This is a genomic window from Mycobacterium sp. (assembly GCF_046095365.1).
In the GTDB taxonomy this organism is placed as follows: domain Bacteria; phylum Actinomycetota; class Actinomycetes; order Mycobacteriales; family Mycobacteriaceae; genus Mycobacterium.
Genome location: NZ_JBJTJF010000082.1, coordinates 15,414 through 41,481 on the forward strand (window position 1 = coordinate 15,414; position 26,068 = coordinate 41,481).

Annotated in this window: 25 protein-coding genes; 10 read left to right on the forward strand and 15 right to left on the reverse strand. The window is 70.5% G+C overall.

Annotated features, from left to right (window positions below; translation table 11 throughout):
* The first annotated feature begins 13 nt into the window (after nt 1-13).
* From ACKOQ4_RS07055 to ACKOQ4_RS07070, 4 genes are all read left to right on the forward strand, one after another.
* On the forward strand, nt 14-1,231 hold the full coding sequence (locus tag ACKOQ4_RS07055) for an NADH:flavin oxidoreductase (RefSeq protein ID WP_526290237.1): 1,218 nt from the start codon (nt 14-16) through the stop codon (nt 1,229-1,231).
* A 10-nt stretch (nt 1,232-1,241) separates the two neighbouring features.
* Nucleotides 1,242-3,800 (forward strand): ATP-binding cassette domain-containing protein, encoded by a 2,559-nt coding sequence (locus ACKOQ4_RS07060; protein WP_526290239.1) that lies wholly within the window; start codon nt 1,242-1,244, stop codon nt 3,798-3,800.
* A 23-nt stretch (nt 3,801-3,823) separates the two neighbouring features.
* Nucleotides 3,824-4,048, forward strand: coding sequence for a hypothetical protein (locus ACKOQ4_RS07065; RefSeq protein WP_526290241.1), 225 nt, complete (start codon nt 3,824-3,826; stop codon nt 4,046-4,048).
* Between the two features lie 210 nt (nt 4,049-4,258).
* On the forward strand, nt 4,259-4,723 hold the full coding sequence (locus ACKOQ4_RS07070; RefSeq protein WP_526290243.1) for a tRNA (cytidine(34)-2'-O)-methyltransferase: 465 nt from the start codon (nt 4,259-4,261) through the stop codon (nt 4,721-4,723).
* A 9-nt stretch (nt 4,724-4,732) separates the two neighbouring features.
* Here the strand turns inward: ACKOQ4_RS07070 and ACKOQ4_RS07075 are convergent, their stop codons facing one another.
* The 3 genes from ACKOQ4_RS07075 to ACKOQ4_RS07085 all read right to left on the reverse strand — a co-directional run bounded on the left by ACKOQ4_RS07075 (nt 4,733) and on the right by ACKOQ4_RS07085 (nt 9,116).
* On the reverse strand, nt 4,733-5,374 hold the full coding sequence (locus ACKOQ4_RS07075; protein WP_526290245.1) for a nitroreductase family protein: 642 nt from the start codon (nt 5,372-5,374) through the stop codon (nt 4,733-4,735).
* Nucleotides 5,375-5,447: 73 nt separating this feature from the next.
* Nucleotides 5,448-5,612, reverse strand: a complete 165-nt coding sequence (locus ACKOQ4_RS07080; RefSeq protein WP_526290247.1) for a hypothetical protein — start codon at nt 5,610-5,612, stop codon at nt 5,448-5,450.
* Nucleotides 5,613-5,819: 207 nt separating this feature from the next.
* Nucleotides 5,820-9,116, reverse strand: a complete 3,297-nt coding sequence (locus tag ACKOQ4_RS07085; RefSeq protein ID WP_526290249.1) for a DNA polymerase III subunit alpha — start codon at nt 9,114-9,116, stop codon at nt 5,820-5,822.
* A gap of 63 nt (nt 9,117-9,179) precedes the next feature.
* Here ACKOQ4_RS07085 and ACKOQ4_RS07090 point away from each other — a divergent pair, with 63 nt between their 5' ends.
* Entirely contained in the window at nt 9,180-9,890 is a 711-nt protein-coding gene (locus ACKOQ4_RS07090; RefSeq protein ID WP_526290251.1) for a VIT1/CCC1 transporter family protein, read from the forward strand.
* A gap of 4 nt (nt 9,891-9,894) precedes the next feature.
* On the opposite strand, the gene ACKOQ4_RS07095 is transcribed toward ACKOQ4_RS07090, so the two are convergent.
* A complete protein-coding gene (locus ACKOQ4_RS07095; RefSeq protein WP_526290253.1) occupies nt 9,895-10,764 on the reverse strand; it encodes a MaoC family dehydratase in 870 nt (289 codons plus the stop codon).
* 121 nt (nt 10,765-10,885) lie between these two features.
* Here ACKOQ4_RS07095 and ACKOQ4_RS07100 point away from each other — a divergent pair, with 121 nt between their 5' ends.
* Both ACKOQ4_RS07100 and ACKOQ4_RS07105 read left to right on the forward strand, forming a co-directional pair.
* On the forward strand, nt 10,886-11,614 hold the full coding sequence (locus ACKOQ4_RS07100; RefSeq protein WP_526290255.1) for a histidine phosphatase family protein: 729 nt from the start codon (nt 10,886-10,888) through the stop codon (nt 11,612-11,614).
* Between the two features lie 21 nt (nt 11,615-11,635).
* Nucleotides 11,636-12,025, forward strand: coding sequence for an acyl-CoA thioesterase (locus tag ACKOQ4_RS07105; RefSeq protein ID WP_526290257.1), 390 nt, complete (start codon nt 11,636-11,638; stop codon nt 12,023-12,025).
* Between the two features lie 24 nt (nt 12,026-12,049).
* On the opposite strand, the gene ACKOQ4_RS07110 is transcribed toward ACKOQ4_RS07105, so the two are convergent.
* Together ACKOQ4_RS07110 and imuA' are read right to left on the reverse strand one after the other, a co-directional pair.
* Nucleotides 12,050-13,600 (reverse strand): DNA polymerase Y family protein, encoded by a 1,551-nt coding sequence (locus ACKOQ4_RS07110; protein WP_526290259.1) that lies wholly within the window; start codon nt 13,598-13,600, stop codon nt 12,050-12,052.
* The gene (gene imuA' / locus ACKOQ4_RS07115; protein ID WP_526290261.1) at nt 13,597-14,265 is read right to left on the reverse strand and encodes a DnaE2-dependent mutagenesis accessory factor ImuA'; all 669 of its coding nucleotides are present in this window, start codon (nt 14,263-14,265) and stop codon (nt 13,597-13,599) included. The genes ACKOQ4_RS07110 and imuA' overlap by 4 nt, the downstream gene beginning before the upstream one ends.
* A 108-nt stretch (nt 14,266-14,373) precedes the next feature.
* On the opposite strand from imuA', the gene ACKOQ4_RS07120 reads away from it, so the two are divergent.
* Nucleotides 14,374-15,258, forward strand: a complete 885-nt coding sequence (locus ACKOQ4_RS07120; RefSeq protein ID WP_526290263.1) for a fructose bisphosphate aldolase — start codon at nt 14,374-14,376, stop codon at nt 15,256-15,258.
* 8 nt (nt 15,259-15,266) lie between these two features.
* Here the strand turns inward: ACKOQ4_RS07120 and guaA are convergent, their stop codons facing one another.
* From guaA to guaB, 4 genes are read right to left on the reverse strand one after another with little or no spacing between them, the layout of a single operon-like run.
* The gene (gene guaA, locus ACKOQ4_RS07125) at nt 15,267-16,841 is read right to left on the reverse strand and encodes a glutamine-hydrolyzing GMP synthase (RefSeq protein WP_526290265.1); all 1,575 of its coding nucleotides are present in this window, start codon (nt 16,839-16,841) and stop codon (nt 15,267-15,269) included.
* Between the two features lie 36 nt (nt 16,842-16,877).
* Nucleotides 16,878-18,671, reverse strand: coding sequence for an FAD-dependent oxidoreductase (locus tag ACKOQ4_RS07130; RefSeq protein ID WP_526290267.1), 1,794 nt, complete (start codon nt 18,669-18,671; stop codon nt 16,878-16,880).
* A gap of 40 nt (nt 18,672-18,711) precedes the next feature.
* Complete coding sequence (locus ACKOQ4_RS07135) at nt 18,712-19,848, reverse strand: GuaB3 family IMP dehydrogenase-related protein (protein WP_526290299.1); 1,137 nt, start codon at nt 19,846-19,848, stop codon at nt 18,712-18,714.
* Between the two features lie 18 nt (nt 19,849-19,866).
* Entirely contained in the window at nt 19,867-21,480 is a 1,614-nt protein-coding gene (gene guaB / locus ACKOQ4_RS07140) for an IMP dehydrogenase (protein WP_526290301.1), read from the reverse strand.
* A gap of 122 nt (nt 21,481-21,602) precedes the next feature.
* Here guaB and ACKOQ4_RS07145 point away from each other — a divergent pair, with 122 nt between their 5' ends.
* Nucleotides 21,603-22,010 (forward strand): DUF5319 family protein, encoded by a 408-nt coding sequence (locus tag ACKOQ4_RS07145; protein WP_526290269.1) that lies wholly within the window; start codon nt 21,603-21,605, stop codon nt 22,008-22,010.
* On the opposite strand, the gene ACKOQ4_RS07150 is transcribed toward ACKOQ4_RS07145, so the two are convergent.
* From ACKOQ4_RS07150 to ACKOQ4_RS07160, 3 genes are all read right to left on the reverse strand, one after another.
* Nucleotides 22,007-23,284 carry an anti-sigma-D factor RsdA gene (locus tag ACKOQ4_RS07150; protein WP_526290271.1) on the reverse strand — a complete coding sequence of 426 codons (1,278 nt, stop codon included), beginning with the start codon at nt 23,282-23,284 and terminating at the stop codon, nt 22,007-22,009. The two genes, ACKOQ4_RS07145 and ACKOQ4_RS07150, sit on opposite strands and share 4 nt — an antisense overlap.
* On the reverse strand, nt 23,277-23,855 hold the full coding sequence (locus tag ACKOQ4_RS07155; RefSeq protein WP_526290273.1) for an RNA polymerase sigma factor: 579 nt from the start codon (nt 23,853-23,855) through the stop codon (nt 23,277-23,279). The genes ACKOQ4_RS07150 and ACKOQ4_RS07155 overlap by 8 nt, the downstream gene beginning before the upstream one ends.
* An 81-nt stretch (nt 23,856-23,936) precedes the next feature.
* The gene (locus ACKOQ4_RS07160) at nt 23,937-24,755 is read right to left on the reverse strand and encodes a hypothetical protein (protein ID WP_526290275.1); all 819 of its coding nucleotides are present in this window, start codon (nt 24,753-24,755) and stop codon (nt 23,937-23,939) included.
* Nucleotides 24,756-25,083: 328 nt separating this feature from the next.
* On the opposite strand from ACKOQ4_RS07160, the gene ACKOQ4_RS07165 reads away from it, so the two are divergent.
* Nucleotides 25,084-25,377: a WhiB family transcriptional regulator gene (locus ACKOQ4_RS07165; RefSeq protein WP_526290277.1), complete on the forward strand. Its 294-nt coding sequence runs from the start codon at nt 25,084-25,086 to the stop codon at nt 25,375-25,377.
* Here ACKOQ4_RS07165 and ACKOQ4_RS07170 read toward each other — a convergent pair.
* Both ACKOQ4_RS07170 and ACKOQ4_RS07175 read right to left on the reverse strand, forming a co-directional pair.
* Entirely contained in the window at nt 25,374-25,754 is a 381-nt protein-coding gene (locus ACKOQ4_RS07170) for a hemophore-related protein (RefSeq protein WP_526290279.1), read from the reverse strand. The two genes, ACKOQ4_RS07165 and ACKOQ4_RS07170, sit on opposite strands and share 4 nt — an antisense overlap.
* Before the next feature lie 35 nt (nt 25,755-25,789).
* A complete protein-coding gene (locus tag ACKOQ4_RS07175; protein ID WP_526290281.1) occupies nt 25,790-26,065 on the reverse strand; it encodes a hypothetical protein in 276 nt (91 codons plus the stop codon).
* Nucleotides 26,066-26,068 lie beyond the last annotated feature (3 nt).

Sequence of the window (26,068 nt, forward strand, 5' to 3'; positions counted from 1 at the left end):
CTACATTCTGCATATGGGCGCCGCTCCCGATGTCCTCAGCCCGGCCCAACTGGGTCCGATCACGCTGCGCAACCGGGTCATCAAGGCGGCCACCTTCGAGGCGCGCACGCCGCACGCGCTGGTCAGCGATGACCTGATCGCCTTCCACCGGGCGATGGCCGCCGGCGGGGTCGGGATGACGACGGTGGCCTACTGCGCGGTGAGCCGGGGCGGGCGCACCGACGCCTCGGCGCTGTGGATGCGTCCGGAGGCGGTGGCGGGTCTGCGGCGGCTGACCGACGCGGTGCACGCCGAGGGGGCGGCGGCCAGCGCCCAGATCGGCCATGCCGGGCCGGTCGCCAACGCGCGCTCCAACCGGGCCCCCGCGCTGGCGCCGGTGCGGTTCTTCAACCCGCTCTCGATGCGGTTCGCCCGGCACGCGACGCGCCACGACATCGACGAGGTGATCGCCGGACACGCCACCGCGGTGCGCCACGCCATCGACGCCGGGTTCGACGCCGTCGAGATCCACCTAGGCCACAACTACCTGGCCAGTGCGTTCCTCTCCCCGCTGATCAACCGCCGCTCGGATGAGTTCGGCGGCTCACTGGCCAACCGTGCCAAGCTGGCCCGCGGCATCGTGCGGGCGGTGCGCCAGGAGGTGTGGCGGGACGGCAAGCCCGCCGTCGCGGTGACCGCCAAGCTCAACATGTCCGACGGGGTACGCGGCGGCATCGGGATCGAGGAGGCGCTGCAGACCGCGCGCTGGCTCCAGGACGACGGCGGACTGGACGCGCTGGAACTGACCGCCGGCAGTTCGCTGCTCAATCCGATGTACCTGTTCCGCGGCGACTCGCCGATCAAGGAGTTCTCGGCGGCATTCAAACCCCCGCTGCGCTGGGGCATGCGGATGACCGGTACGAAATTCCTCCGCGAGTACCCCTACCGGGACGCCTTCCTGATGCGCGACGCCGAGCAGTTCCGCCGCGAGCTGACCATGCCGCTGATCCTGCTCGGCGGGATCACTGACAGGGACGCGATGGACAGCGCGATGGCGGCGGGTTTCGATTTCGTCGCGATGGGCCGGGCGCTGCTGGCCGAACCTGATCTGATCAACCGGATACGGGCCGACACCTCGGTCAGATCCCTGTGCACGCACTGCAACAAATGCATGCCGACGATCTATTCGCGCACTCAGTGCGTCCTGACCGGGGGGCCCGGTGACCGCCGAGGAGACCCGCCCTCGGGTTAGAGTGGCGCCGATGAGCCGACCCTCCGCACCCGCTCTGACCGTCAGGTACAACCCCGACGGCCGCGCACAGCAGGGGCCCGCGCGCACCTTCGCCGCCGGACACGACGTCGTCATCGGCCGCGACCTCAGGGCTGACGTGCGCATCGCGCATCCGCTGGTGTCCCGCGCCCACGTCGTGCTGCGGTTCGACCACGACCGGTGGACGGCGGTGGACAACGGCTCGCTGAACGGGATGTACGTCCGGGGCAGGCGGGTGCCCGAAGCAGACATCACCGACGGAATGACGCTCAACGTCGGCAACCCGGACGGCCCGGCGGTGACCTTCGGCATCGGCGCCCACCACGGCACGCCCGGACGGCCGCCGCAGACCTCGACGGTGAAGATCCCGCGGCATCAGCCCGGTTACCCCACCACCCCGCCGCCCGTGCCGCTGCCCGTTCCGCCGCCGATGCCGACGCCGCCGCCGAGCTATCCGTCCTACCCCGCCACCGTGCCGCCGGCAGCGCCGCCGAGCCGGCCGGCCATCCCGGTGCCGCCGGACGCCGCACCCACCCAGATGGGGCCCTCGCCGCGGACCGGCAGCACCACCAACCTGGCGACGTCGATGCTGAAGATCCTGCGGCCGGGTTCCTCGCCGGCGGACGCCCCGCCGGGGTCGTTGACGATCGGCCGGGCCGGCGACAACGACATCGTCATCCCCGACGTGCTGGCCTCGCGCCACCACGCCACGCTGATCCCGGCCCCGGGCGGCACGGAGATCGTCGACAACCGTTCCATCAACGGCACTTTCGTCAACGGGACCCGAGTGGACAAGGCGCTGCTCGGTGACGGCGACGTCGTCACGATCGGCAACGTCGACCTGGTGTTCGCCGATGGAACGCTGGCGCGCCGTACCGAGACCACCGCCGCCGCTGGGACCGGCGGGCTGGACGTGCGCGGGGTGACCTGGACCATCGAGGGCACCAAGACGCTGCTGGAGAACATCTCGTTCACCGCGCGGCCGGGCACGCTGACCGCGGTGATCGGACCGTCCGGCGCCGGCAAGTCCACCCTCGCCAAGCAGATCGCCGGCTACACCCACCCGACCAGCGGAACGGTCAGTTTCGAGGGCCACAACATCCACGCCGACTACGCCTCGCTGCGCTCCCGGATCGGCATGGTGCCGCAGGACGACGTCGTGCACGGGCAGCTGACGGTCAACCAGGCGCTGATGTACGCCGCGGAACTGCGGCTGCCACCGGACACCACCACGCAGGACCGTGCCGAGGTGGTCGAGCAGGTGCTGTCCGAACTGGAGATGACCCAGCACGCCGACACCCGGGTGGACAAGCTCTCCGGCGGCCAGCGCAAGCGGGCGTCGGTGGCGCTGGAACTGCTGACCGGCCCGTCGCTGCTGATCCTCGACGAGCCCACCTCGGGACTGGACCCCGCACTGGACCGCCAGGTGATGACGATGCTGCGCCAGCTCGCCGACGCCGGCCGGGTGGTGCTGGTGGTCACCCACTCGCTGACCTACCTCGACGTGTGCGATCAGGTGCTGCTGCTGGCACCCGGCGGCAAGACGGCGTTCTGCGGGCCGCCCGGCCAGATCGGCCCGGCGATGGGAACGACCAACTGGGCCGACATCTTCTCGACCGTCGCCGGGGACCCGCAGGCGGCCAACGACCGGTACCGGGCGCTGGTCGGGCCGCAGCCCCCGCCACCGCCCGCCGACCAGCCGTCAGACCTCGGCGAGCCGGTGCACACCAGCCTGCGCCGGCAGTTCTCCACGATCGTGCGCCGCCAGGCCCGGCTGATCGTCTCCGACCGCGGCTACTTCTTCTTCCTGGCGCTGCTGCCGTTCATCATGGGCGTGCTGTCCCTGGCGGTGCCCGGCACCGTCGGCTTCGGGGTGCCCGACCCGATGGGCGGCTCCCCGAACGAACCCGGGCAGATCCTGGTCTTCCTCAACGTCGGGGCGGTATTCATGGGCACCGCGCTGACCATCCGCGATCTGATCGGCGAGCGCGCGATCTTCCGCCGCGAGCAGGCGGTGGGGCTGTCGACGACGGCCTACCTGCTGGCGAAAGTGGGCGTCTACACGCTGTTCGCAGTGCTGCAGTCGGCGATCATGGTCGCGATCGTGGTGTGGGGCAAGGGCGGTCCCACCCGCGGCGCGGTGGCGCTGGGCAACCCGTCGCTGGAGCTGTTCGTCACCATCGCGGCCACCTGTGTCGCCTCGGCCAACCTGGGCCTGCTGCTCTCGGCGCTGGCCAAGTCCAACGAGCAGATCATGCCGCTGCTGGTGGTGGCCATCATGAGCCAGCTCGTCTTCTCCGGCGGCATGGTCCCGGTCACCAATCGGGTCGTGCTCGACCAGCTTTCCTGGCTCACCCCGGCGCGGTGGGGTTTCGCCGCGTCGGCCTCGACCGTGGACCTGATCAACCTGGTGCCGGGACCGCTGACCCCGAAGGACCGGTGGTGGAAACACCAGGGGTCGAGTTGGTGGTTCGACATGGCGATGCTGGCCGGGCTCAGCGTGCTCTATCTGGCGGCGGTCCGCTGGAAGATCCGGCTCAAGTCCGCATGAGGCTGCCCGATACATTGCTCGCCATGGAAACGGGCCGGCTGCGCCGGCGTTGGCTCGCGGCATGCGTCACCGCCGGGCTGCTGGCCAACCTGGTGGGCGGCTTCAGCTTCGCGGTGACCGCGGTGTTCCTGGTGATCTATCTGACCGGGGCCGCGCTGATCGGGCGCGACGACGACGCCGACGGCTCATCCGGTGAGGAAGCCGAGCCCGGGACCGGGCCGGACGCCGAGCGCGCCACGACCGAGTGACCGTGTCCGCGGCGATGTTCCCTTCGCCGAACCTTGCCATCGGCGGAACCCCCTCACCTCCAGGCACTGCGGTAGAGCGGCCGTCGCGTCGACCCCGGCGGTAGTCTTTCCGCTGTGGGGCAGGACGATCTCAGCGACATCCGGCGGCGGCTGCCGGCAGCTCAGCTGATCGAGTCGCTGATCGACCAGCGGGACCGCTAGACCGGCCCGTTGTTCAGGATCCTGTTCTTCTCGCCCCGCATCGCCCCCAACACCGGCAACGCGATCCGGATGGTGGCCGCGACCGGCTGTGAACTGCACCTGGTGGAACCACTCGGGTTCGACCTGTCCGAACCGAGGCTGCGCCGAGCCGGGCTGGACTACCACGACCTGGCGACGGTGAGCGTTCATCGCAGCCTCGAGGATGCCTGGGCTGCGGTGGCGGGTTCCCGGGTCTTTGCATTCACCGCCCATGCCGAACGATCCTTCAGCGAAATCAGTTATGCCCCAGGCGATGTGCTGCTGTTCGGACCGGAACCGACCGGCCTGGACCAGGCGACGCTGGCCGACCCGCGCATCACCGCGCAGGTGCGCATCCCGATGCTGCCGGGCCGGCGGTCGCTGAACCTGTCCAACGCCGCCGCGGTGGCCGCCTACGAGGCGTGGCGGCAGCACGGCTACGGCGGCGCTGTGTGAGCGCCGGTCTCACCAGCTGTCCCAGTGCGTCAACTGCTCGGCCGGCAGCCGCTTCGCCAGTTTGAAGTCGGTGCCCTTGGTGTAGGCGATCGGGAACAGTCCGCCCTGCGCATAGCGCTCGAATGGGATTCCCAGCAGTTCGGCGGCCTGTTTCTCGCCGTCACCGATCAGATGCAGTGTGGTCCACGCGGTCCCCAGCCCGCGACTGCGCAACGCCAGCATGAAACTCCACACCGCCGGCAGCAGTGACCCCCAGTACGAGGCCTGCATTCCCACCGGCGCGTCGTCCGGGCGCCCCTCCAGCAGGGGGATCATCATCACCGGGGCCTTCTGCATGTTCTCGTTGAGATATTTCGCGGAGTTCATGACGGCGTCCATCTGCTGGTCGCGGATGTCGCCGCGCTCCGGCTTGGGCAAATCCAGATACGGGGTGGCGTTGGCGCGGTAGATGTCGGCCAGTGCGGCCTTCTTGGCAGGATCCTCGACGAACATCCACTGCCAGCCCTGAGCGTTGGATCCCGTCGGGGCCTGCAGCGCGATCTCCAGGCAGTCCATCAGAACCTCGCGCGGAACCGGCTTGTCGAAGTCGAGTCGCTTGCGCACCGATCGGGTGGTGGTCAGAACTTCGTCGGCGGTGAGGTTGAGGGTCATGACAGGAGACTACGTGCCGTGACCGAAGACCGCGGACATGAATGCTGTCCGCACGGGGCTGTCCGGCGGGAGGCTAGCCGGCGGCGCGGAACTCCATGCGCTGCGGGGAGAAGACCCGGGCCCGGCGCTGAGCCTGGGTCTCGGCGACCTCGGTCAGGCCGTCCGCCAGGTCGGCGTATCCGCGAGTGCGAAGGATGCTCTCGACGTATCCGACGAGCTGGATCTCGGATTCGGTCATCATTGGCCAGTCCCCCGGGTAGTTGCTGCGGGCGTTCGAAAACAGTGCGGTCAATGTAGCACCGGAGCGCCGGCGGTTTGGTCACGGAGCGCTCGTTTCTGCATGTCGGAGGGGTAAACCGCCTGTTCGGCCGAAAGCGCACGGCAACAATTCAGGTTCCTCTCAGGTCATGCTTAATGGCCCCCCAGGAATTTGCCACCGGCCCACTCACCGGAAATCCCGGGACGACGACCGCACCGCCATCGCCAGCGTTCCGATCCGGTCGGCCATCACAGTCACCGCGCCGCCGGCGTTCTGCACCCGGCCGCGAATCAGCAACGCCGGCGCGGTCTGGGCCACCCGCCGGTGCCGCGCCCAGACCCCCGGTGTGCACAGCACGTTCACCATGCCGGTCTCGTCCTCAAGGTTCACAAAGGTCACACCCCGGGCCGTCGCCGGGCGCTGCCGATGGGTGACCGCCCCGGCGACCAGCACCCGGCTGCCGTCGGGGACCGCGGCCAGCCGCCCGGCCGGGATGACGCCCAACCCGTCGAGGTCGGCACGCAGGAACTGGGTGGGGTAGCTGTCCGGCGAGACACCGGTGGCCCAGACGTCGGCCGCGGCCAGTTCCACCTCGCTCATGCCGGGCAGTGCGGGAACGGTGGAGGACGAGCCCACCCCGGGTAGCCGGTCGGGCCGCTCTGCGGCGGCGGTACCGGCCGCCCAGAGTGCCTCCCGGCGGGAGGTGCCGAAGCACCCCAGCGCGCCGGCGGTGGCCAGCGCCTCGCTCTGGGGAACCGACAGCTGAACCCGGCCGGTCAGATCCAGCAGCGAGGCGTACGCGCCGTTGGCCCGGCGCTCGTCGGCGATGCGTTGCGCGAGTTCGTCTCCGACATGGCGAACCGCACCCAGGCCCAGGCGGACCTCGAGCCCGCCGTTCTCCAGAGTGGCGTGAGGCAGGCTCGCATTGACGCACGGGCCGTGCACCGCGACCCCGTGGCGCCGGGCATCGGCGACCAGCGACTGCGGCGAGTAGAAGCCCATCGGCTGGGCCCGCAACAGCGCCGCGCAGAACGCCGCCGGGTGATACAGCTTGAACCAGGACGAGTAGTACACCAGCGAGGCGAACGACAGCGAATGACTTTCCGGGAAGCCGAAATTGGCGAACGCCTCGAGCTTCTCGTAGATGCGGTCGGCGACCTCGCCGGTGATGCCGTTCAGATCGGCCATGCCCTCATAGAACCTCGCCCGCAGCCGGCGCATCTTCGCGGTGGAGCGCTTGGACCCCATCGCGCGGCGAAGCTGGTCGGCCTCCGCCGCCGAGAATCCCGCACAGTCCACCGCCAGTTGCATCAGCTGCTCCTGGAAGAGCGGAACCCCCAACGTCTTTCGCAGTGCCGGCTCCATCGAGGGGTGGTCGTAGGTGACCGGTTCCAGGCCGTTGCGCCGTTTGATGTAAGGGTGCACCGACCCGCCCTGGATGGGCCCGGGCCGGATCAGCGCCACCTCGACCACGAGGTCGTAGAACACCCGCGGCTTGAGCCGCGGCAGGGTGGCCATCTGAGCGCGCGACTCCACCTGGAAAACCCCGACGGAGTCTGCGCGCTGCAGCATCTCGTAGACACCGGGGTCGGACAGATCCAGCCGGGCCAGATCCACTTCGATCCCCTTGTGCTCGGCGACCAGGTCGATCGCATAGTGCAGGGCCGAGAGCATGCCCAGCCCCAGCAGGTCGAACTTGACCAAACCGATTGCGGCGCAGTCGTCTTTGTCCCACTGCAGCACGCTGCGGCCAGGCATCCGGGCCCACTCCACCGGGCAGACGTCAGCGATCGGCCGGTCGCAGATCACCATGCCCCCGGAGTGGATACCCATGTGCCTGGGCAGGTCGGCGATCTGTCCGGCAAGATCGGCCACCTGCCCGGGAATGCCGTCGAGGTCGCCGGAATCGGTCAGCGGACCCCAGCGGCTGATCTGTTTGCTCCAGGCATCCTGCTGGCCCTGGGAGAACCCCAGTGCCCGCGCGGTGTCGCGCACCGCACTGCGGCCGCGGTAGGTGATCACGTTGGCGACCTGCGCGGCGTAGTCGCGGCCGTACCGGGCGTAGACGTACTGGATGACGTTCTCGCGCAGGTCCGACTCGATGTCGATGTCGATGTCCGGCGGCCCGTCGCGGGCCGGCGACAGGAAACGTTCGAACAGCAGGCCGTTGGCCACCGGGTCGACCGAGGTGACTCCCAGGGCGTAGCAGACCGCGGAGTTGGCGGCCGACCCCCGGCCCTGGCACAGGATGTTGTTGCGACGGCAGAACTGCGTGATGTCATGCACCACAAGGAAATAGCCCGGGAAGTTCAGTGCTGCGATCACGTCGAGCTCCCGCTCGATCTGGACGTAGGCCCGTGCCGCGCCGGCCCGTGGGCCGTAGCGTCCACCCGCTCCGGCCATGGTCAGCTCGCGCAGCCAGCTGTCCTCGGTGTGGCCCTCGGGAACGTCGAACGGGGGCAGTTGCGGGGCGATCAGCGCCAGTTCGAAGGCGCACCGCTCACCGAGATCGGCGGCAGCGGCGAGCGCTTCGGGGTGCCGGGCGAACCGCCGGGCCATCTCCTCCCCCGATCGCAGGTGCGACCCGCCCAGCGGGACCAGCCAGCCGGCCGCCTCGTCGAGGGACTGCCGGGCCCGGATCGCGGCCATCGCCGCCGCCAGCCGGCCGCGGCCCGGATCGGCGAAATGCGCTCCGGTGGTGGCGACCACGCCGACCCCGAACCGCGGCGCCAGAGCGGCCAGCGCGGCATTGTGCTCGTCGTCGAGCGGGTGGCCGTGGTGGGTCAGCTCGATGCTGACCCGACTGGGCCCGAACCGGTCCACCAGATCTGCCAGGGCCTCGGCCGCGGCATCCGGACCGCCGGTCGAGAGCGCCTGGCGCACATGGCCTTTGCGGCAACCGGTCAATATGTGCCAGTGGCCGCCGGCAGCCTCGGTGAGCGAGCCGTAGTCATAACGCGGTGCGCCCTTGCGCCCGCCGGCCAAGTGGGCGGCCGCCAGCTGGCGGGACAGTCGCCGGTAGCCCTCCGGATCGCGGGCCAGCGCCAGCAGGTGCGGGCCGGGCGGGTCCGGCGCCTCGGTGCGGGCGATGCCCGCCAGCGACAGCTCGGCGCCGAAGACGGTGCGCACCCCGAGTTCGCGGGCCGCCTCGGCGAAACGCACCACCCCGTACAGCCCGTCGTGATCGGTCAGCGCGATCGCGCCCAGACCAAGCCGGGCGGCCTCCTCGACGAGCTCCTCGGGGGTGCTCGCACCGTCGAGAAAGCTGAACGCCGAGTGGGCGTGCAACTCGGCGTATCGGACCCTCGAGGGACGGAGTTCGGCGTCGGGGGGCGCCAGATATCCGGGCCGTCTGCGCGACCAGGCCGGGCTGTCGCTGCCGTCGGCGACCGGCTGGGACAGCGGGTGGCGCCGTGCCGGGGGCCTGCTGTTGAGCACCCGCTCCATCTCCGACCAACTCGGCGGCCCGTCGTTCCAGCCCACCCTCGGAGTCTATCGAACATGAGTTCGATAGAACAGTGGAACTGTTCGCCCTAGGCTCATCCGGTGACTTCAGACATCCATCCCGCCGAACCCCACGTCGGCGCCATCAACACCAAGCTCAACTGGCTGCGGGCCGGGGTGCTCGGCGCCAATGACGGCATCGTCTCGGTGGCCGGCATCGTCATCGGCGTCGCGGCGGCCACCGAGGACCGCGGGCCCATCTTCGCCGCCGGGGTGGCCGGCCTGGCCGCCGGCGCGCTGTCGATGGCGCTGGGCGAGTACGTCTCGGTGAGCACCCAGCGCGACACCGAGAAGGCGCTGCTGGCCAAGGAGCGCCGGGAACTGGCCGAATACCCCGAGGAGGAGTTCGAGGAACTCGTGGGGATCTACCGGGGCAAGGGACTCTCGCCGGAGACCGCCCAGACGGTGGCCCGCGAGCTGACCGCGCACGACGCCTTCGCCGCGCACGTCGACGTCGAACTGGGCATCGACCCCGACGAGCTGACCAACCCGTGGCACGCGGCGATCTCCTCGGCGATCTCCTTCACCGTCGGGGCGCTGCTGCCGATGCTGGCGATCCTGCTGCCGGGGCCTTCGGTGCGCATCCCGATCACCTTCTTCGCCGTGCTGGTAGCACTGGCCGTCACCGGCTGGATCAGCGCCCGGCTCGGTGGGGCCGACGCGACCCGCGCCACTCAGCGGGTGGTGATCGGGGGCGCCTTGGCGATGGTGGTGACCTACGCCATCGGCCGCGCGATGGGCGGGGTCATCTAGCGGCTCACCCGGTGTACTCGGCGACGCCGTCGTCGAGCACCACCCGGGACTCGGATCCGTCCGGACCGGCCGCCTCGGTGCGGTAGAGCGCCCGGCCGGACCCGGTGCGCCAGATCGAGGTGGTCAGCGTCTCGCCGGGGAACACCGGCGAGGAGAACCGCGCCGACATGGCGGTCAGCCTGGCCGCCTCGCCGCCGGCCAGTTCGGCCAGCAGCGCCCGGCCGGCGAACCCGTAGGTGCACAGCCCGTGCAGGATCGGCTTGGGGAACCCGGCCAGCTCGCGGGCGAACCACGGGTCGCTGTGCAGCGGGTTGCGGTCCCCGGAGAGCCGGTAGATCAGCGCCTGGTCCTCCCGGGTCGGCAGGCTGACACGGGCGTCGGGCTCGCGGTCGGGGAACTCCGGGGCCGGTGGCCGCTGGCCGGGCTGGCCGCCGAACCCGCCGTCCCCGCGGATCACCAGGGTGGTCAGCGTCTCGGCGACCTGCGCGCCGGTGGCCGGGTCGCTGCCCCGGGCGCGCAGCATGATGATGGCGTTCTTGCCCTCGCCCTTGTCCTGGATGTCGGCCACCTCGGCCACCACCGACAGCGCGCCGGCCGCGGGCAGGGGCGCCGACAGCCGGATCTCCTGCGAACCGTGCAGCAGCCTGCCCCAGTTGAACGTGCCGACCAGCGGCGCGGCGGCGAACCCCATGCAGCAGATCACCGCGAAGGTGGGCAGCACCTGCTGAGGCACGTCGTGGCTGTTCTCGGTGGTGAACGCCAGCTCCTCGGTGCCGGCCCCGACCCCGAGCGCGTAGAGCATGGTGTCGCGGTCGGTCCACTCGTAGAGCCTGGGTTCGGTCACCGCACCGATGGCCGCGGGGTCGATTGCCATTGCCGCTCCTGTCTGTCCCGGGGATTCCTTCATCGTCGCACTGGACCGGAATTCTGCCCGCCGGGCCGGGCAAGAGGCCGAATTCTGCCCGCCGCGGCGGCGAACAGTGCACGCTGTCGGTATGCACGTTTCACGCGCCCGTAGAGCCTCCTCCGTCCTGGCGATGGTGATGTCGGTACTGCTGGTCGCCGCCTGCGGCGGCCAGTCCAAGCCAGACGCCCGCGACATCACGCTGACCTTCATCCGCCATGCGGAGTCGGAGGCCAACGCCTCCGACGTCGCCTCCACCACGGTGCCGGGCCCGCCGCTGACGCAGCTGGGACGGGAGCAGGCCGAGACCCTGGCCGGCAAGCTGACCGGCAACAACTACGACGGGGTGTACGCATCGGAGATGCTGCGCTCCCAGCAGACCGCCGAGCCGGTGGCCAAAGCGCTCGGCGAGCAGGTGACGGTGCTGCCGGGCCTCAACGAGATCCCGGCCGGCTGGTTCGAGGGAATCGCGATGAAGGACACCTCCGGCACCTTCATGCTCGGCCCGGAGTCCTGGCTCAAGGGCGACCGCCGGTTCGGCATCCCGGGGTCGATGAACGGAAACCAGTTCAACACCGCGTTCACCGCAGCGGTGCAGAAGATCTACGACAGCGGCCAGGACAAGCCGATCGCCTTCTCCAGCAGCCTGGCCATCATGATGTGGACGCTGATGAACTCCCGCAACGGCAAGCCCAGCCTGCTCAACGACCACCCGATACCCAATGTGGGCCGTGTGGTGGTGACCGGCAACCCGATCACCGGATGGATGCTCGTCGACTGGGACGGGATCACCAACTTCTCCATCGACGAAGCTGCGTGAGTTCCGCTGCGCCACTTCGCAATGCCGTTGCGGGTGCGCTATGTGGAATGTGACATGCAGGGCCGGGTGTTCAACGGCCACTACCTGACCTGGGTAGACATGGCCCACACCGAGGCGCTGCGTGCACTTTTCGGCGGTTACCAGGCCCTGACCGAGCGTGGGATCGACGTCGTGGTGGCCGGCGCGGAACTGGCGTTCCGGAGGCCCGCGCACTTCGACGACGAGCTGACGGTCAGCGTCACGATAGAGCCGCCGGGACACACCTCGCTGCGCAGCCGCTACCGGATCGACCGCGGAGCCGACCTGATCGCCGAGGCGTCGGTCACCCACGTCTGCGTGGACGCGGCGGACTTCGTCAAGACCGAGTGGCCGGACTGGTTCCGCGAGCGACTCGACGCGTCTCATTCGTAGACGTCTTTCATTCGTAGACGCCTTTCATTCGTAGACGCCTTCCAGGTGCCACCGGCACTGCCGGTAGAACAACAGCAGCGCGGTGCCCGCCACCAGAACCTGGGCCCGCGCGCAGGGCCCGGACCGTTCGGGGTCCCACCACCTCTCGTCCACCGGCCACGGCCCTGCCCACCAGCTCAGCTCACCGCGGTAGGAAGGGCCGTCCAAGCTCGCCGGCTCCGCGGTGAACATCCCGCGGGCGGTCACCCGGACCGGATCACCCTGTGCATCAAGCAGTTCCACGGCCGCACCGTCCCGATCCGCATCCAGGAGCACGGTCGGGGCCGGCCGGGGAAGCCGGCCGGGCCAGGGGCGATCGGGCATGGCCCGCGGCAGCGGCTCATCACCGAGCGGGGTCAGGGTGATCCGATCGGCGGGTCCGCGTCCACCGCTGAGCACCGGCACCTGTACCGCCTCCTGACCCAGTAAACCCTGGACACGGACCAGGGCGCGGCGGGCCCGCTGCCGGTCCTCCTCACCGAGCCCGCCCCACAGCGGCAACTGGAGCGCCTCGGCGGACACCACCTCCACCGGCCGCAGGCGCAACTGGATCACCGGGCCGGCCCGCCGGGACGTCAGCCAGCCGTCGAGCTGCCAGCGGACCCGGTCGGCGGTGGCGTCCTCGGTCAGCGGTTCGGCACACCGCCACACCCGGGTCGCCTCGCCGCCGGCGGTGACCGCGTGAATGGCCAGCCGGGTGCATCCGACCCCGGCCGCCTCCAGGCTGCGATGCAGGGCGACGGCCAGCGTGCGACCGGCGAACGCGGCCGCGTCGACCCGGTCTATCGGCGGGTCGCAGTCCAGGACCGCGTCGAGCTCGGGAGGCAGTTCACGTCCGCAGGGCCCGCGAGCGGGCTCCCCCCGGGCGAAACGATGAGCGACCACCGCATCAGTCCCGAACCGGGAGGCGACGTCCCTACGGGGCAGTGCGGCGAACTGACCCAGGGTTCGGATTCCCATGCGCCACAACAGATCCGCCAGCTCGCCACGGCCGGATCCGGAGAGACTGGGCTCGGCCGCCAACTGCCGGACCGACAGTCCCGACAGGAACGCCGCGTCCCGGCCGGCCTCGACCACCCGGCCCGAGCGGGCCGCGAACACCGCGGTGGGCAACTGGTCGGCGACCCCCACCTGGGACTCGGCCCCGGCGGCGGCGACGGCGTCGACGAGGCGCTCGGCGGCGGCCTGCTCGGAGCCGAAGTAGCGGGCCGCTCCGCGAACCGGCAGCACCAGCAGGCCCGGCCTGAGCACCTCAGCCCGTGGCACAACGTCATCCACCGCGGCGATCACATCCTCGAAGAATCGGGCGTCGCGGGCCGGGTCGGCGGCGGCGATGTGCACCTGCGGGCAGCGGGCCTGCGCTTCCCGCCGGCGCAGGCCGCGGCGCACCCCGGCCTCGCGGGCCGCCGCCGAGCAGGCGGCCACCCGATTGGCGTGCACCACGGCGACCCGTGCGGTCGGCGGCAGCCCGGCCGCCGCCGCCGCGGCCACGGCGGGCCAGTCCATACACCAGATGGCCAGCACCCGGACGGTCATGTCCGCCCCCGGGCCCGAACCGACACCCGCACCCGGCTGATCCGGCCGCAGCCCGGTACCGGCATGCCGCAGCGGTCCGCGGTGATGTCGTAGCCGCACACCCTGGCGTCCATCCGCATCGACGCGCCCTGCCACTGCCCGCCGCTGACCAGCAGGGTGCAGCCTCGCTGCCGGGCCCGGGCCACCACCGCGCGCGACCGGGCGGGCGGCACCCGCAGACCGGCCAGGCCGAGCAGCACCAGATCCATCCCGTCCATCAGCACCGCGGCCACCTCGACAGGATCGGAGCCCGGGTGCGGGATCACCGCGAGCCGGCTGAGGTCGGCACCCATCTCGGCGGCTGCCAGCAGGCCGAAATCCGGCAGCCCGACAACGGCCACGTGACCGCCGCCGGCCGACACCGCGGCGGCCAGGCCCACCGGCAGCGAACGGGCTCCCGAGAGCACCGCGACCGTGCCTCTCGGCAACCCGGCCGGGAGCAGCTCAGGCAGGGCATCCGGAACCACCAGCAAAGACTCGGCGGCCGGGATCGCGCTCTGGCCGGGCTGCGCCGGACACCATCGGGCGCCCACCTTGCCGGATACCGCCGCCATCTGCCGTCGTAGCTGTTCTACCTGTTCAGCGCGGTTGAGTTGACGCCCCTCCGGGGCGATCGCCGCCGTCATCGCCCACCTCCAACCCGACAGAAACCACACCGTATTCGAATATATGTTCGAGTCTTGAGTAAACACCTCCCCTCCGACATCCGTCAAGAGCTCTGGCACCATGAGGCGATGAACCCCGAGCAGGCCGCGAAGATGGCCCACGGACCCGGTTTCGTCGCCGCCCTGGACCAGAGCGGGGGCAGCACACCCAAGGCGCTGCGGCTGTACGGAATCGCCGAGGACGCCTACTCCGGAGACGCGCAGATGTTCGAGATGGTCCACCGGATGCGAACCAGGATCATCACCAGCCCCGGCTTCGACGGGCGTCGGATCATCGCCGCCATCCTCTTCGAGGACACCATGGACCGCGACGTCGATCACCGGCCCACCGCCGACTATCTGTGGAACGTCAGGAACATCGTGCCGATCCTGAAGGTGGACAGAGGACTTGCCGCCGAACAGGACGGCGCCCAGGTGATGAAGCCGATACCGGGTCTGGCCGCGCTGCTCGACCGCGCGCTGGCCAAGGGCATCTTCGGCACCAAGATGCGCTCGCTGATCACGCTGCCCGGCAGGGGCCTCGACGCGGTGGTCGACCAGCAGTTCGAGGTGGCCGGGCAGATCCTGGACGCCGGCCTGGTGCCCATCATCGAGCCCGAGATCGACATCCACAGCCCGGCGAAAAACGAAGCCGAGCAGCAGTTGAAGGCGGCGATCATCGACCGCCTCGGCACCCTCGGCGCCGGCCGGCAGGTGATGCTGAAACTGACCCTCCCCGAAACCGACGACCTCTACCTCGACCTGGTCGGCGACCCCCGGGTGATGCGCGTGCTGGCGCTGTCCGGCGGCTACACCCGCGCGGAGGCCTGCCGGCGGCTGTCGGCCAACCACGGCATGATCGCCAGCTTCTCGCGGGCGCTCACCGAGGGACTCACCGCCGCGCAGAGCGACGCGGAGTTCAACGCCGCACTGGACGCGGCGATCGCCGAAATCGCCGCCGCCTCAAGCACCTGAGGGTGGGATCACTCCCATTCGATGGTGCCCGGCGGCTTGCTGGTCAGATCCAGCACCACCCGGTTGACCTCGGGCACCTCGTTGGTGATCCGGGTCGAGATCCGCTCGAGCACGTCATAGGGAACCCGGGTCCAGTCAGCGGTCATGGCGTCCTCGCTGGAGACCGGGCGCAGCACGATCGGATGACCGTAGGTGCGGCCGTCGCCCTGCACACCGACCGATCGGATGTCGGCCAGCAGCACCACCGGGCACTGCCAGATCTGGGCGTCCAGGCCTGCTGAGGTCAGCTCCTCGCGGGCGATCAGATCGGCGCGGCGCAGCGTGTCCAACCTCTCGGCGGTCACCTCTCCGACGATCCGGATACCCAGACCGGGCCCCGGGAAGGGTTGGCGCGCAACGATTTCCTCGGGCAGCCCGAGTTCGCGGCCGACAGCGCGGACCTCGTCCTTGAACAGCAGGCGCAGCGGCTCCACCAAGGCGAACTTAAGGTCGGGCGGCAGACCGCCGACATTGTGGTGGCTCTTGATGTTGGCCGCGCCACTGCCGCCGCCGGACTCGACGACGTCGGGGTACAACGTGCCCTGGACGAGGAACTCGACGGGCTCGGAGTCGTTCTCGGACATGAGGTCCCGCACCGCACCCTCAAACGCGCGGATGAACTCGCGGCCGATGATCTTGCGTTTGCCCTCCGGGTTGCTCACCGCGGACAGCGCCTCGATGAACCGGTCCGCGGCGTCGACGGTGACCAGTCGCGCCCCGGTGGCGGCGACGAAGTCCCGCTGCACCTGATCGCGTTCCCCGGCCCGCAGCAGGCCGTGGTCGACGAAGACACACGTCAGCCGGTCACCGATGGCCCGCTGGACCAGCGCCGCGGCCACCGCGGAGTCCACTCCCCCGGACAGGCCGCAGATCGCGCGGCCGCCGCCGATCTGCCGCCTGACCTGATCGATCAGCGTCTCGGCGATACCGGCCGCGGTCCAGGACGCGCCGATGCCGGCGAAGTCGTGCAGGAACCGGCTGAGCACCTGCTGGCCGTGCGGTGAGTGGATCACCTCGGGGTGGTACTGCACCCCGGCGAGCCGGCGGCCGCGGTCCTCGAAGGCGGCAACCGGTGCGCCCGCACTGGCGGCGGTCACCTCGAAGCCCGCCGGCGCCGCCGTCACCGCGTCGCCGTGACTCATCCACACCGGCTGATTGCCGGGAAGTCCCGAATGCAGTTCCCCACCAATCACATTGAGTTCGGTGCGTCCGTACTCACTGGTGCCGGTTCGCTCCACGGTCCCGCCCAGCGCCTGGGCCATGGCCTGAAACCCGTAGCAGATACCGAACACCGGCACCCGCAGGTCGAACAGTGCCGGGTCGAGCCGGGGAGCCCCCTCGGCGTAGACGCTGGCCGGTCCGCCGGAGAGCACGATCGCCTGCGGATCCTTGGCCTTGATGTCCTCGACGGTCGCCGTGTGCGGGATCACCTCGGAGAAGACCCGCGCCTCCCGGACCCGCCTGGCGATCAGCTGGGCGTACTGGGCACCGAAGTCGACCACCAGGACGGGCCGCGGTGAACTGGAGTGGTCAGGCGGTTGCACCGGGACAGTCTAAGTCCCCCCGGACACGGGCCACGCTCACGCCGGAGCGCTGCGGTCCACCGCGACCGGCGCCGCCGGAGCCTGCAGGATGATCGCCGCCGTCGCCGGCGATCCGGACGTGATCTGGACGATCGGCAGCGACCGCAGGGCCCCGGGCGCATCGGCCGGCACCACCGGCCGGACCGGCGGGATCGGGTCGACCCGTCGATAGGGCTCACCCTGGGCCGGGCGGCGGTCCTGCTCGCCCTTGTTGGGCCACATCGCCGCGGCCCGCTCGGCCTGGGCGGTGATGGACAGCGACGGGTTGACGCCGAGGTTGGCCGAGATCGCCGCCCCGTCGACCACATACAGCGAGGGGTATCCGTGTACCCGCTGATAGGGGTCGATGACGCCGGTCTCGGGACTGTCGCCGATCGCGGCCCCGCCGAGGAAGTGCGCCGTCATGGGGATGTTGAACAACTCGCCCCAGGTGCCGGACGCCACGCCGTCGATCTTCTCGGCGATGCGCCGGGTGGCCTGGTTGGCCACCGGGATCCACGTCGGGTTCGGCTGGCCGTGCCCCTGCTTGCTGGTCATCCGCCGGCCGAAGATCCCGCGCTTGGTGAACGTGGTGATCGAGTTGTCCAGGTTCTGCATCACCAGGGCGATGACGGCACGCTCACTCCACCGGCGCGGGATGAAGACCTTCGACGCCCGCACCGGGTGGCGGGCGGCGCTGCGCAGCATCTGCTTCCAGCGCGGCACGTCGGTGCCCCCCGGCCCGGTGCCGTCGGTCATCAGGGTCTGTAGCAACCCCATGGCGTTGGAGCCCTTGCCGTAGCGGCACGGCTCGATGTGGGTGTCGGCGGTGGGATGGATCGAGGAGGTGATCGCCACCCCGCGGGTCAGATCGAGATCCGGGTCGACCTTGAGGGTCTGCGCGCCGACGATCGACTCGGAATTGGTGCGGGTCAGCACGCCGAGCCGGGAGGACAGCCGCAGCTTTCCGGCGTCGCGCATCCTGAACAGCAGGCTCTGGGTCCCGTAGGTGCCGGCGGCCAGCACGAGATGCCTGGCGGTGTAGGTCTTCCGGCCCCCCGGAAGCAGTCGTCCGGTGCGCTTGGTCCGCACCTCCCAGGTGCCGTCGCCGCGCTGCTCGAATCCGGTGACGGTGGTCATCGGAATAACCTGTGCGCCCGCCTTTTCCGCCAGCCCGAGGTAGTTCTTCACCAACGTGTTCTTGGCCCCGTGCCGGCATCCCGTCATGCACTCGCCGCATTCGATGCATCCGGTGCGGGCCGGACCCACCCCGCCGAAGAACGGGTCGGGCACCGTCTGGCCGGGCTGCTTCTGCCCGTCGACGCCGAAGAACACACCGACCGGTGTGGGGGTGAAGGTCTCCCCGACGCCCATCTCGTCGGCGAGATCCTTCATGATCCGGTCGGCGTCGGTGAAGGTCGGGTTCTTGACCACCCCGAGCATCCTGCTGGCCTGGTCGTAGTGCGGCATCAGTTCCGCGCGCCAGTCGGTGATGTGAGCCCACTGCTTGTCGTTGAAGAACGGGTCGGGAGGCACGTACAGGGTGTTGGCATAGTTGAGCGACCCGCCGCCGACACCGGCCCCGGCCAGTATGAGCGCGTTGCGCAACAGGTTGATGCGCTGGATGCCGTAGCACCCGAGGGCCGGCGCCCAGACGAAGTCCCGCAGCCGCCACGAGGTCTTGGCGAACTCATGGTCTGCGAAGCGCCGACCGGCCTCCAGCACGCCGACGGTGTAGCCCTTCTCGATCAGACGAAGCGCGGTGGTGCTGCCACCGAAACCCGAACCGATGATCAGTACGTCGAAGTCCATGGCGCAAGTATGCGCCACCGGCGAGACCGGCCGAAAACGCTCAGTTGCCGACGCTCAGGGCGACCTTCTGGAACTCCTTGAGGTCGCAGTAACCGGCCTTGGCCATCGACCGGCGCAGCCCGCCGACGAGGTTGAGCGAGCCGAACGGGTCATCGGAGGGCCCGTTGAGCACCTGATGCAGCGGCGCGCGCTGTCCCGCGGCGACTTCGAGCAGCGCGCCGCGCGGAAGCGACGGGTGCGCGGCGGCGGCCGGCCAGAACCACCCCGAGCCGAGCGCCTCGGCGGCCACCGACAGCGGCGTGCCCAGAAGCACGGCGTCGGCGCCGCAGGCGATGGCCTTCGCCAACTCCCCGGAGGTGTGGATGTCGCCGTCGGCCAGCACGTGCACATAGCGGCCCCCGGTCTCGTCGAGGTATTCCCGGCGGGCGGCGGCGGCGTCGGCGATGGCGGTGGCCATCGGGACGTTGATGCCCAGCACCTCGTCACTGGTGGTCACTCCGGCGGTGGACCCGTAACCGACGATCACCCCGGCGGCCCCGGTGCGCATCAGGTGCAGCGCGGTGCGGTGGTCGGCGACACCACCGGCCACCACCGGGACGTCGAGTTCGGAGATGAAGGTTTTGAGGTTCAGCGGCTCCCCGGTGCCGTCCCGGCCCTGGGCCACCCGCTCCGCGGAGATGATGGTGCCCTGGATCACCAGCAGGTCGATGCCCGCCGCGACCAGTGTCGGCGTCAGTGCCTGGGCGTTCTGCGGGCTGACCCGAACCGCGGTGGTCACGCCGGCTTCGCGGACCCGGGCCACCGCCTCGCCGAGCAGGTCGAGGTCGAGCGGCGCGGCATGGAACTTCTGCAGCAGACCGATGGCCGCGGAGCCGTCGTCGGACTCGGCGGCCCGCACCACCCGGTCGATCTTGTCGGCGACGTCGGCGTGCCGGCCGATCAGCCCCTCGCCGTTGAGCACGCCCAGCCCGCCGAGCCGGCCGAGTTCGATGGCGAACTCCGGCGACACCAGGGCATCGGTCGGGTGGGCGATGACCGGGATCTCGAAGCGATAGGCGTCCAGTTGCCAGGAGGTGGAGACGTCCTTGGACGAGCGGGTGCGCCGCGACGGGACGATGTTGATGTCGCGGAGTTCGTAGGTCCGGCGGGCGGTCCGGCCCATGCCGATTTCAACCATGTCGCGCACGGGGAGTCCTCAGCGGGCGTAGTAGTTGGGCGCTTCGACGGTCATGGTGATGTCGTGCGGGTGGCTCTCCTTGAGCCCGGCCGCGGTGATCTGGACGAACTGCGCGCGCTGCAGATCGGCGATGGTGGGCGCCCCGGTGTATCCCATGGCGGCGCGCAGTCCGCCGGTGAGTTGGTGGATGACGGTCGACAGCGGCCCGCGGAAGGGAACCCGGCCCTCGATCCCCTCGGGCACCAGCTTGTCCTCGGAGAGCACGTCATCCTGGAAGTAGCGGTCCTTGGAGAAGGACCCGCGGACGGCACCCGCCTCCCCGCGGCCCTGCATGGCGCCGAGAGACCCCATGCCGCGGTAGCTCTTGAACTGCTTGCCGTTGACGAATATCAGCTCGCCGGGCGCTTCGGCGGTGCCGGCCAGCAGTGAGCCGAGCATGGCCGTGGACGCGCCCGCCGCCAGTGCCTTGGCGATGTCACCGGAGTACTGCAGGCCGCCGTCGGCGATCACCGGCACGCCGGCGGGGGCGCAGGCGGCGACCGCCTCCATGATCGCGGTGATCTGCGGGGCCCCGACTCCGGCCACCACCCTGGTGGTGCAGATCGAGCCCGGTCCGACACCCACCTTTACGGCGTCGGCGCCGGCTTCGACGAGCGCGGCGGCCGCGCCGCGGGTGGCGACGTTGCCGCCGACCACCTCAACCCGTTGGCCCACTTCGCCTTTGACCTTTCCCACCATGTCGAGAACCCGGCGGTTGTGCGCGTGAGCGGTGTCGACGACGAGCACGTCGACGCCGGCATCGACGAGTGCCATTGCCCGATCCCAGGCGTCGTCGCCGACGCCGACGGCCGCGCCGACGAGCAGCCTGCCGTCGCTGTCCTTGGTGGCATGCGGATGCTTCTCGGTCTTGACGAAGTCCTTCACGGTGATCAGACCGGTCAGCCGGCCGTGACCGTCGACGATGGGCAACTTCTCGATCTTGTTGCGGCGCAACAGCCCCAGTGCGGCATCGGCGGTCACACCCTCCTGGGCGGTGATCAACGGCGTCTTGGTCATGACCTCGGCGACGCGCTTGCTCATGTCGACCTCGAAGCGCATGTCGCGATTGGTGATGATGCCCAGCAACTCGCCGCCGGCACCCACCACCGGCAGACCGGAGATGTGGAAGCGCGCGCACATCGCGTCGACCTCGGCGAGGGTGTTGTCCGGCGAGCAGGTCACCGGATCGGTCACCATCCCGGCTTCGGAGCGTTTGACCATCTCCACCTGGCTGGCCTGCTCGGCGATGGACAGGTTGCGGTGCAACACCCCGATACCGCCGGCCCGGGCCATCGCGATCGCCATCCGCGCCTCGGTCACGGTGTCCATGGCCGAACTGACCAGCGGCACCTTCAGGCGGATCTTGCGGGTCAGCCTGCTGGAGGTGTCGGCGGTCGCCGGGATCACGTCGGAGGCGGCCGGCAGCAGCAGCACGTCGTCGAAGGTCAGACCCAGCATCGCGACTTTGGTGGGATCGTCGCCGCCGGTCCACAGCGGACTGGAGGTCTGCGGCCCGCCCAGCCGGCCGTCCAGCCCTTCGGCCCGGTCTGTGCTGCCTTCGGCCCGGTCTGTGCTGCCTTCGGCAATGGACATCTGCGGGGCCTCCATCAGCGGGTACGAGTACCCCATCCTACGGCTACCGGAATGGTTTCCCGATGGCGGCGGCATCCTCGACTAGACCCGCGCTCCCGATGCTGCTCGGCTAATGTGGAGCCGTGCGCGACCACCTGCCGCCGGGATTGCCGCCCGACCCGTTCGCCGACGACCCGTCGGATCCGACAGCGGCACTGGATGCGCTCGAACCCGGTCAACCGCTGGACCCCCAGGAGCGGGCGGCCGTCGAGGCCGACCTTGCCGACCTCGCGGTCTACGAGGCGTTGCTGGCCGGCCGGGGAATCCGCGGTCTGGTGGTGTGCTGCGACGAGTGCAACCAAGACCACTACCACGACTGGGACATGCTGCGCGCCAACCTGCTTCAACTTCTGGTCGACGGGACCGTCCGACCGCACGAACCGGCCTACGACCCGGAGCCGGACTCTTATGTCACGTGGGACTACTGCCGCGGCTACGCCGACGCGTCACTGAACGAGGCGACGTCGGACTACTACGACGGCTTGCGCTAACCGACCGGAACCGGAACGGGCACCGTCGTGGTGACGGCGGCCGGGGGCGCCTCGCTGGTAACCATGGGCACTTCGGTCGTGGTCACAGGCGCCGGGGCGGCCTCGGAGGTATTGACGGCGGCGGTTGAGGGCTGCGTCTCAGCCTGCGTCTGCACCGCCGTGCTCGCCGGAGCCGGCGCGGCGGTCTCCGGAGTCACCGACGCCGCGGCGGGGGCCTCGCTCATCGCGGGGACCGGGGTCGTGGTCGGAGCTTCGACACCGGTAGGCGCGGCACTGGTCGGGGTCGAAACCGGCTGGCTCTGCCCGGTAGGCGCGGCACTGGTCGTCGGGGTCGGTGCCGGCTGGCTCTGCCCGGTGGACGCGGCACTGGTCGACGGGGTCCCGGCCTCGGTGGCCGCCGCCGGGCTGCTCGACTGCGTCGAACTGGTCGCGGCGGTCGATTCCGGGCCGGTGGTGGTGGGCGTAGTCGAGTCGCTGAGCACCGGCGCGCTGGGAACGCTGGTCGGCGGGGCGAGGGCCGGCACCAGCTCGGCTGCCGAGGGCGGCACGGTATAGACGACACCGGGGGCGGCGGTGGCCTCCGGGTCGCGTTCCACCACCTTGGCCGACAAGTCGTTGAACTGGTCGCGCAGGTCCTGCCTCTGCTCCTCGTCGACGACGCTTTCCACCTGGGTGCTGACGGCCACCAGCTTGTCCTGGGCCTGGTCCCAGGCACCCTGCTCGATCAGGTTCTGGACCTGGTTGAGTTCGGTGCGCGCCGCCAGTCCGATCTGGGCGTCACGAACCTGCTTGGGCGCGCCGAACATCATGGTGCGCAGGCCGTAGAGGGCATCACCGGGGCCGGCCCCGGCCACCAGGGCACCGAAGCCGCCGATGCACAGCACCGCGGCCGCCGCCGCGCCGACCGTGCTCAGCCCGCGCCGGTTCCGCCGCGGGCTGGTCGGAGCGGCGGTGGTGTTCCACCGCTCGCGGCCCGGGCCGGAGCCCTTCTGCCCGCGCCCGGCCTCGAGGGCGGCGATCGCGTCCGAATCGGTGATCAGACCGGTGGCAGGCGGCCAGCGCATCTCGTCGCGCCAGCTGCCCAGCAGGGCGGCGAGCTCGGCGTCGGCGGCATCGTTCAGGGCAACCGGACGACCGTCGGCAAGGGCGTCAAGGAACCCGTCGGTGCGGCGGACGGCGTCGATCGACGGCTCGGGCCCCTCGTGTCTGGGCCCCGCATGTCTGGGCCCCGCATGTCTGGGCCCCGCATGTCTGGGCCCCTCATGTTCAGGCATAGTCAAACCCCCCGCCGGCGATCTCGGACTTCAGCCGGGCCAGGGCACGGTGCTGGGCGACCCGCACCGCGCCGGGCGTGCTGCCGACAGCCTCGGCGGTCTCCTCAGCGGACAGGCCCACCACGATCCGCAGGGTGAGGATCTCCCGCTGCTTCTCGGGAAGCACGGCCAGCAGTTTGCCCATCCGCGCCGCGGAGTCGGACTGCATCGCCATCTGCTCGGGACCGGCGTCCAGCGAGTACCGTTCCGGCACCACGTCGGTCGGGTCGGAGCGGTTTCGGGCCGCCGCGCGATGGGCGTCGGCGACCTTGTGCGAAGCGATGCCGTACACGAAGGCCAGGAAGGGGCGTCCCTGATCCTGATAGCGCGGCAGCGCCTGGATGGCGGCCAAGCAAACCTCCTGTGCGACGTCGTCAGCTGAGAGACCGCTGCGCTCTGCAGTCCCGACCCGGGCCCGGACGTACCGGACAACGATGGGGCGGATGGTCTCCACTACCTCCCGAAGCGCGTCCCGGCTGCCGGCTATCGCCTCGGCAACAGCGGCGTCGAGACGCTCTCCTGGAATGGTCATCGACGGCGAGTTCTCCAACGTTACGTGCAGGGCTTTTGTATTCGCGTTGCTTCAGCTAGTGACAATATCGGCCGAACCCGGTCACCGGCCGTCACCGGTCTTCCACCGGCCGCCGTGCCGGGTCACGAAACCGGCGTTGCGGTCCCTCAGCTCGGCGATTGCCGCCGGGCCGCGCTCGCCGCTGCCGATGCCGGCGAGCAGGCAGGCGGAGGCCCACGCCAGCGGCGCCAGCCCGAGTGACTGCGCACTGGCCAGGGCCGAGTCGGCCACCGCACGCGCCCCGGCCAGGTCTCCGGCGCAGCTAAGCGCCGCGGCCAGCACGACGTCGCTCTTGACCCGGTGGCGTCGCAGCGCCGGCAGGGCGGCCTCGGCACGTTCGACGCCGCGGCGGGCGTGGGTGGTGGCGGTGGCCCCGTCACCGGCGGCCATCGCCAGTTCAGCACGCACCCAGGCCAGCCTGATCTGCTGGCGGGCCGGCACCCCGCCCGCCTGCCGGAACAGCTCGTCGGCTCGACGCAGCAGGGTCGCCGAGGCCGGTAGCCGGCCGACCCCGAGGGCGTCGGCCGCCAGACCGATCAGGGCGTCGCCGCCCGCCTCGGAATCGCCGCCGGCCCGGGCCCAGGCGCGCCCGTCCACGTCATGGGCGCGCCAGTGCCAGCCGAGCTGGCGCAGGAAGGACGCCCGGGTGCTCAGCGCCAGCGAGGCCAGGCGCGCGCCGGGCGCACCGCGCAGCAACTCGGTCAGGGCGGCGTTGGCGGCGGCGTAGCGGCCCTGACCCCCGGCCGCCACCGCGTACAGCCACAGGTCGTTCGGTTCGCGCGCGGCGGGAATAGGCCAGCGTCCCGGATCCGCACCGAACGCGGCTGCGGCGGCGGGGTGGGCCGCCGAGTGCTGGGACATGGGGTCGCGACGCCTTCGCTGGGCCGGTTAAGAGTTTGTGCTGCCCAGGTTACGACCGTGTCAACTCCGGCTGTGAAACCGGGCGCCGCCGAGGTATTCCGGGGGTCTCCCACCCGGAGTGCTGGGCGAATCCGGAATCGGAGGGTATCGAGAAGTGAACGCGACGTAAATTCGGCCCGTGCAGCTCCGGCCGACACGAAACCGTGATCTATTGACGCGGTTTCGTGACCCCTCCTAGCGTAGGGAGCGCGAGTAGTCAGCGTCGACCACTCTCGGAATCGTCCGCGACTCGCAGGTGCGAGACACGCACGGAGAGAGGGGTTTTCACATGCTACAGCCGCAGCAGCTACCCGGTCCGAACGCCGATCTGTGGGACTGGCAGATCCAAGGACTGTGCCGGGGCGTCGACTCCGCGGTGTTCTTCCATCCGGACGGCGAACGGGGCCGCGCCCGTGCCCAGCGGGAGATGCGGGCCAAGCAACTCTGCCTGCAGTGCCCGGTCATCACCCAGTGCCGGACCCACGCGCTGACGGTCGGCGAGCCGTACGGCATCTGGGGCGGCTTGAGCGAGACCGAGCGCGAGCTGCTGCTCAAAGGCGGGATGCGCCGGCGGAGCGCCTAGGACGGCAACGCAACGCCGGGCAACGCACCGCCGGGCAGCGCGCCGTCGGGAGTCCCAATTCCGCAGCGGGCGCGAACGTCGGCCAGGGGCTGGCGGACGGCACGGATCTCGTCTCTTGTCCTCGGGTTGGCGTCGAGGTAGGCCTGGACGTCGGCGAGCACCTGATCACGCGGCCGGCCTTTGAGGCCCGTCGCGAACTCGTTGACATCCGGATGGGTGAACAGATAGGCCGCGGTGGCCGCCGACACCCCGGCGGCGACCCCGGCGATGTCGGCGGCCGTGCAGTTCGGCTCGTCGGCGGATGCCGGCGGGGCGACCAGGAAGGCCGCACCGAGTGCGACGGCGACGGAGCGGCGAACCGCGGCGGTGACGGGCATGATCGGGTCTCCTTGGGGTGAGAGGCGCCGGCCCGCTACCGGGGCCGCGGGCGGTTGCCACCGCCGATGTTCGGCAGGTCCCAGATGATGCCGGGGTTGTAGTCGTCGTAGAAGTCGCAGGCCGGGTTTCCGTAGCAGGGATACGGGTCGTAAGCGGGCACGCTCGTCGGCGCACCGGAACTGCCCTTGACGGTTCCGCTGGCGCACAGCGTGCTGCCGGTGACGGTGTTGCAGTCCGCGGCGGCCGGGGACGCGACGACGAGCCCCGCCGCGGAGGCTGCGGCGGTGAGCAGCAGGACGGTTCGGCGCACGGT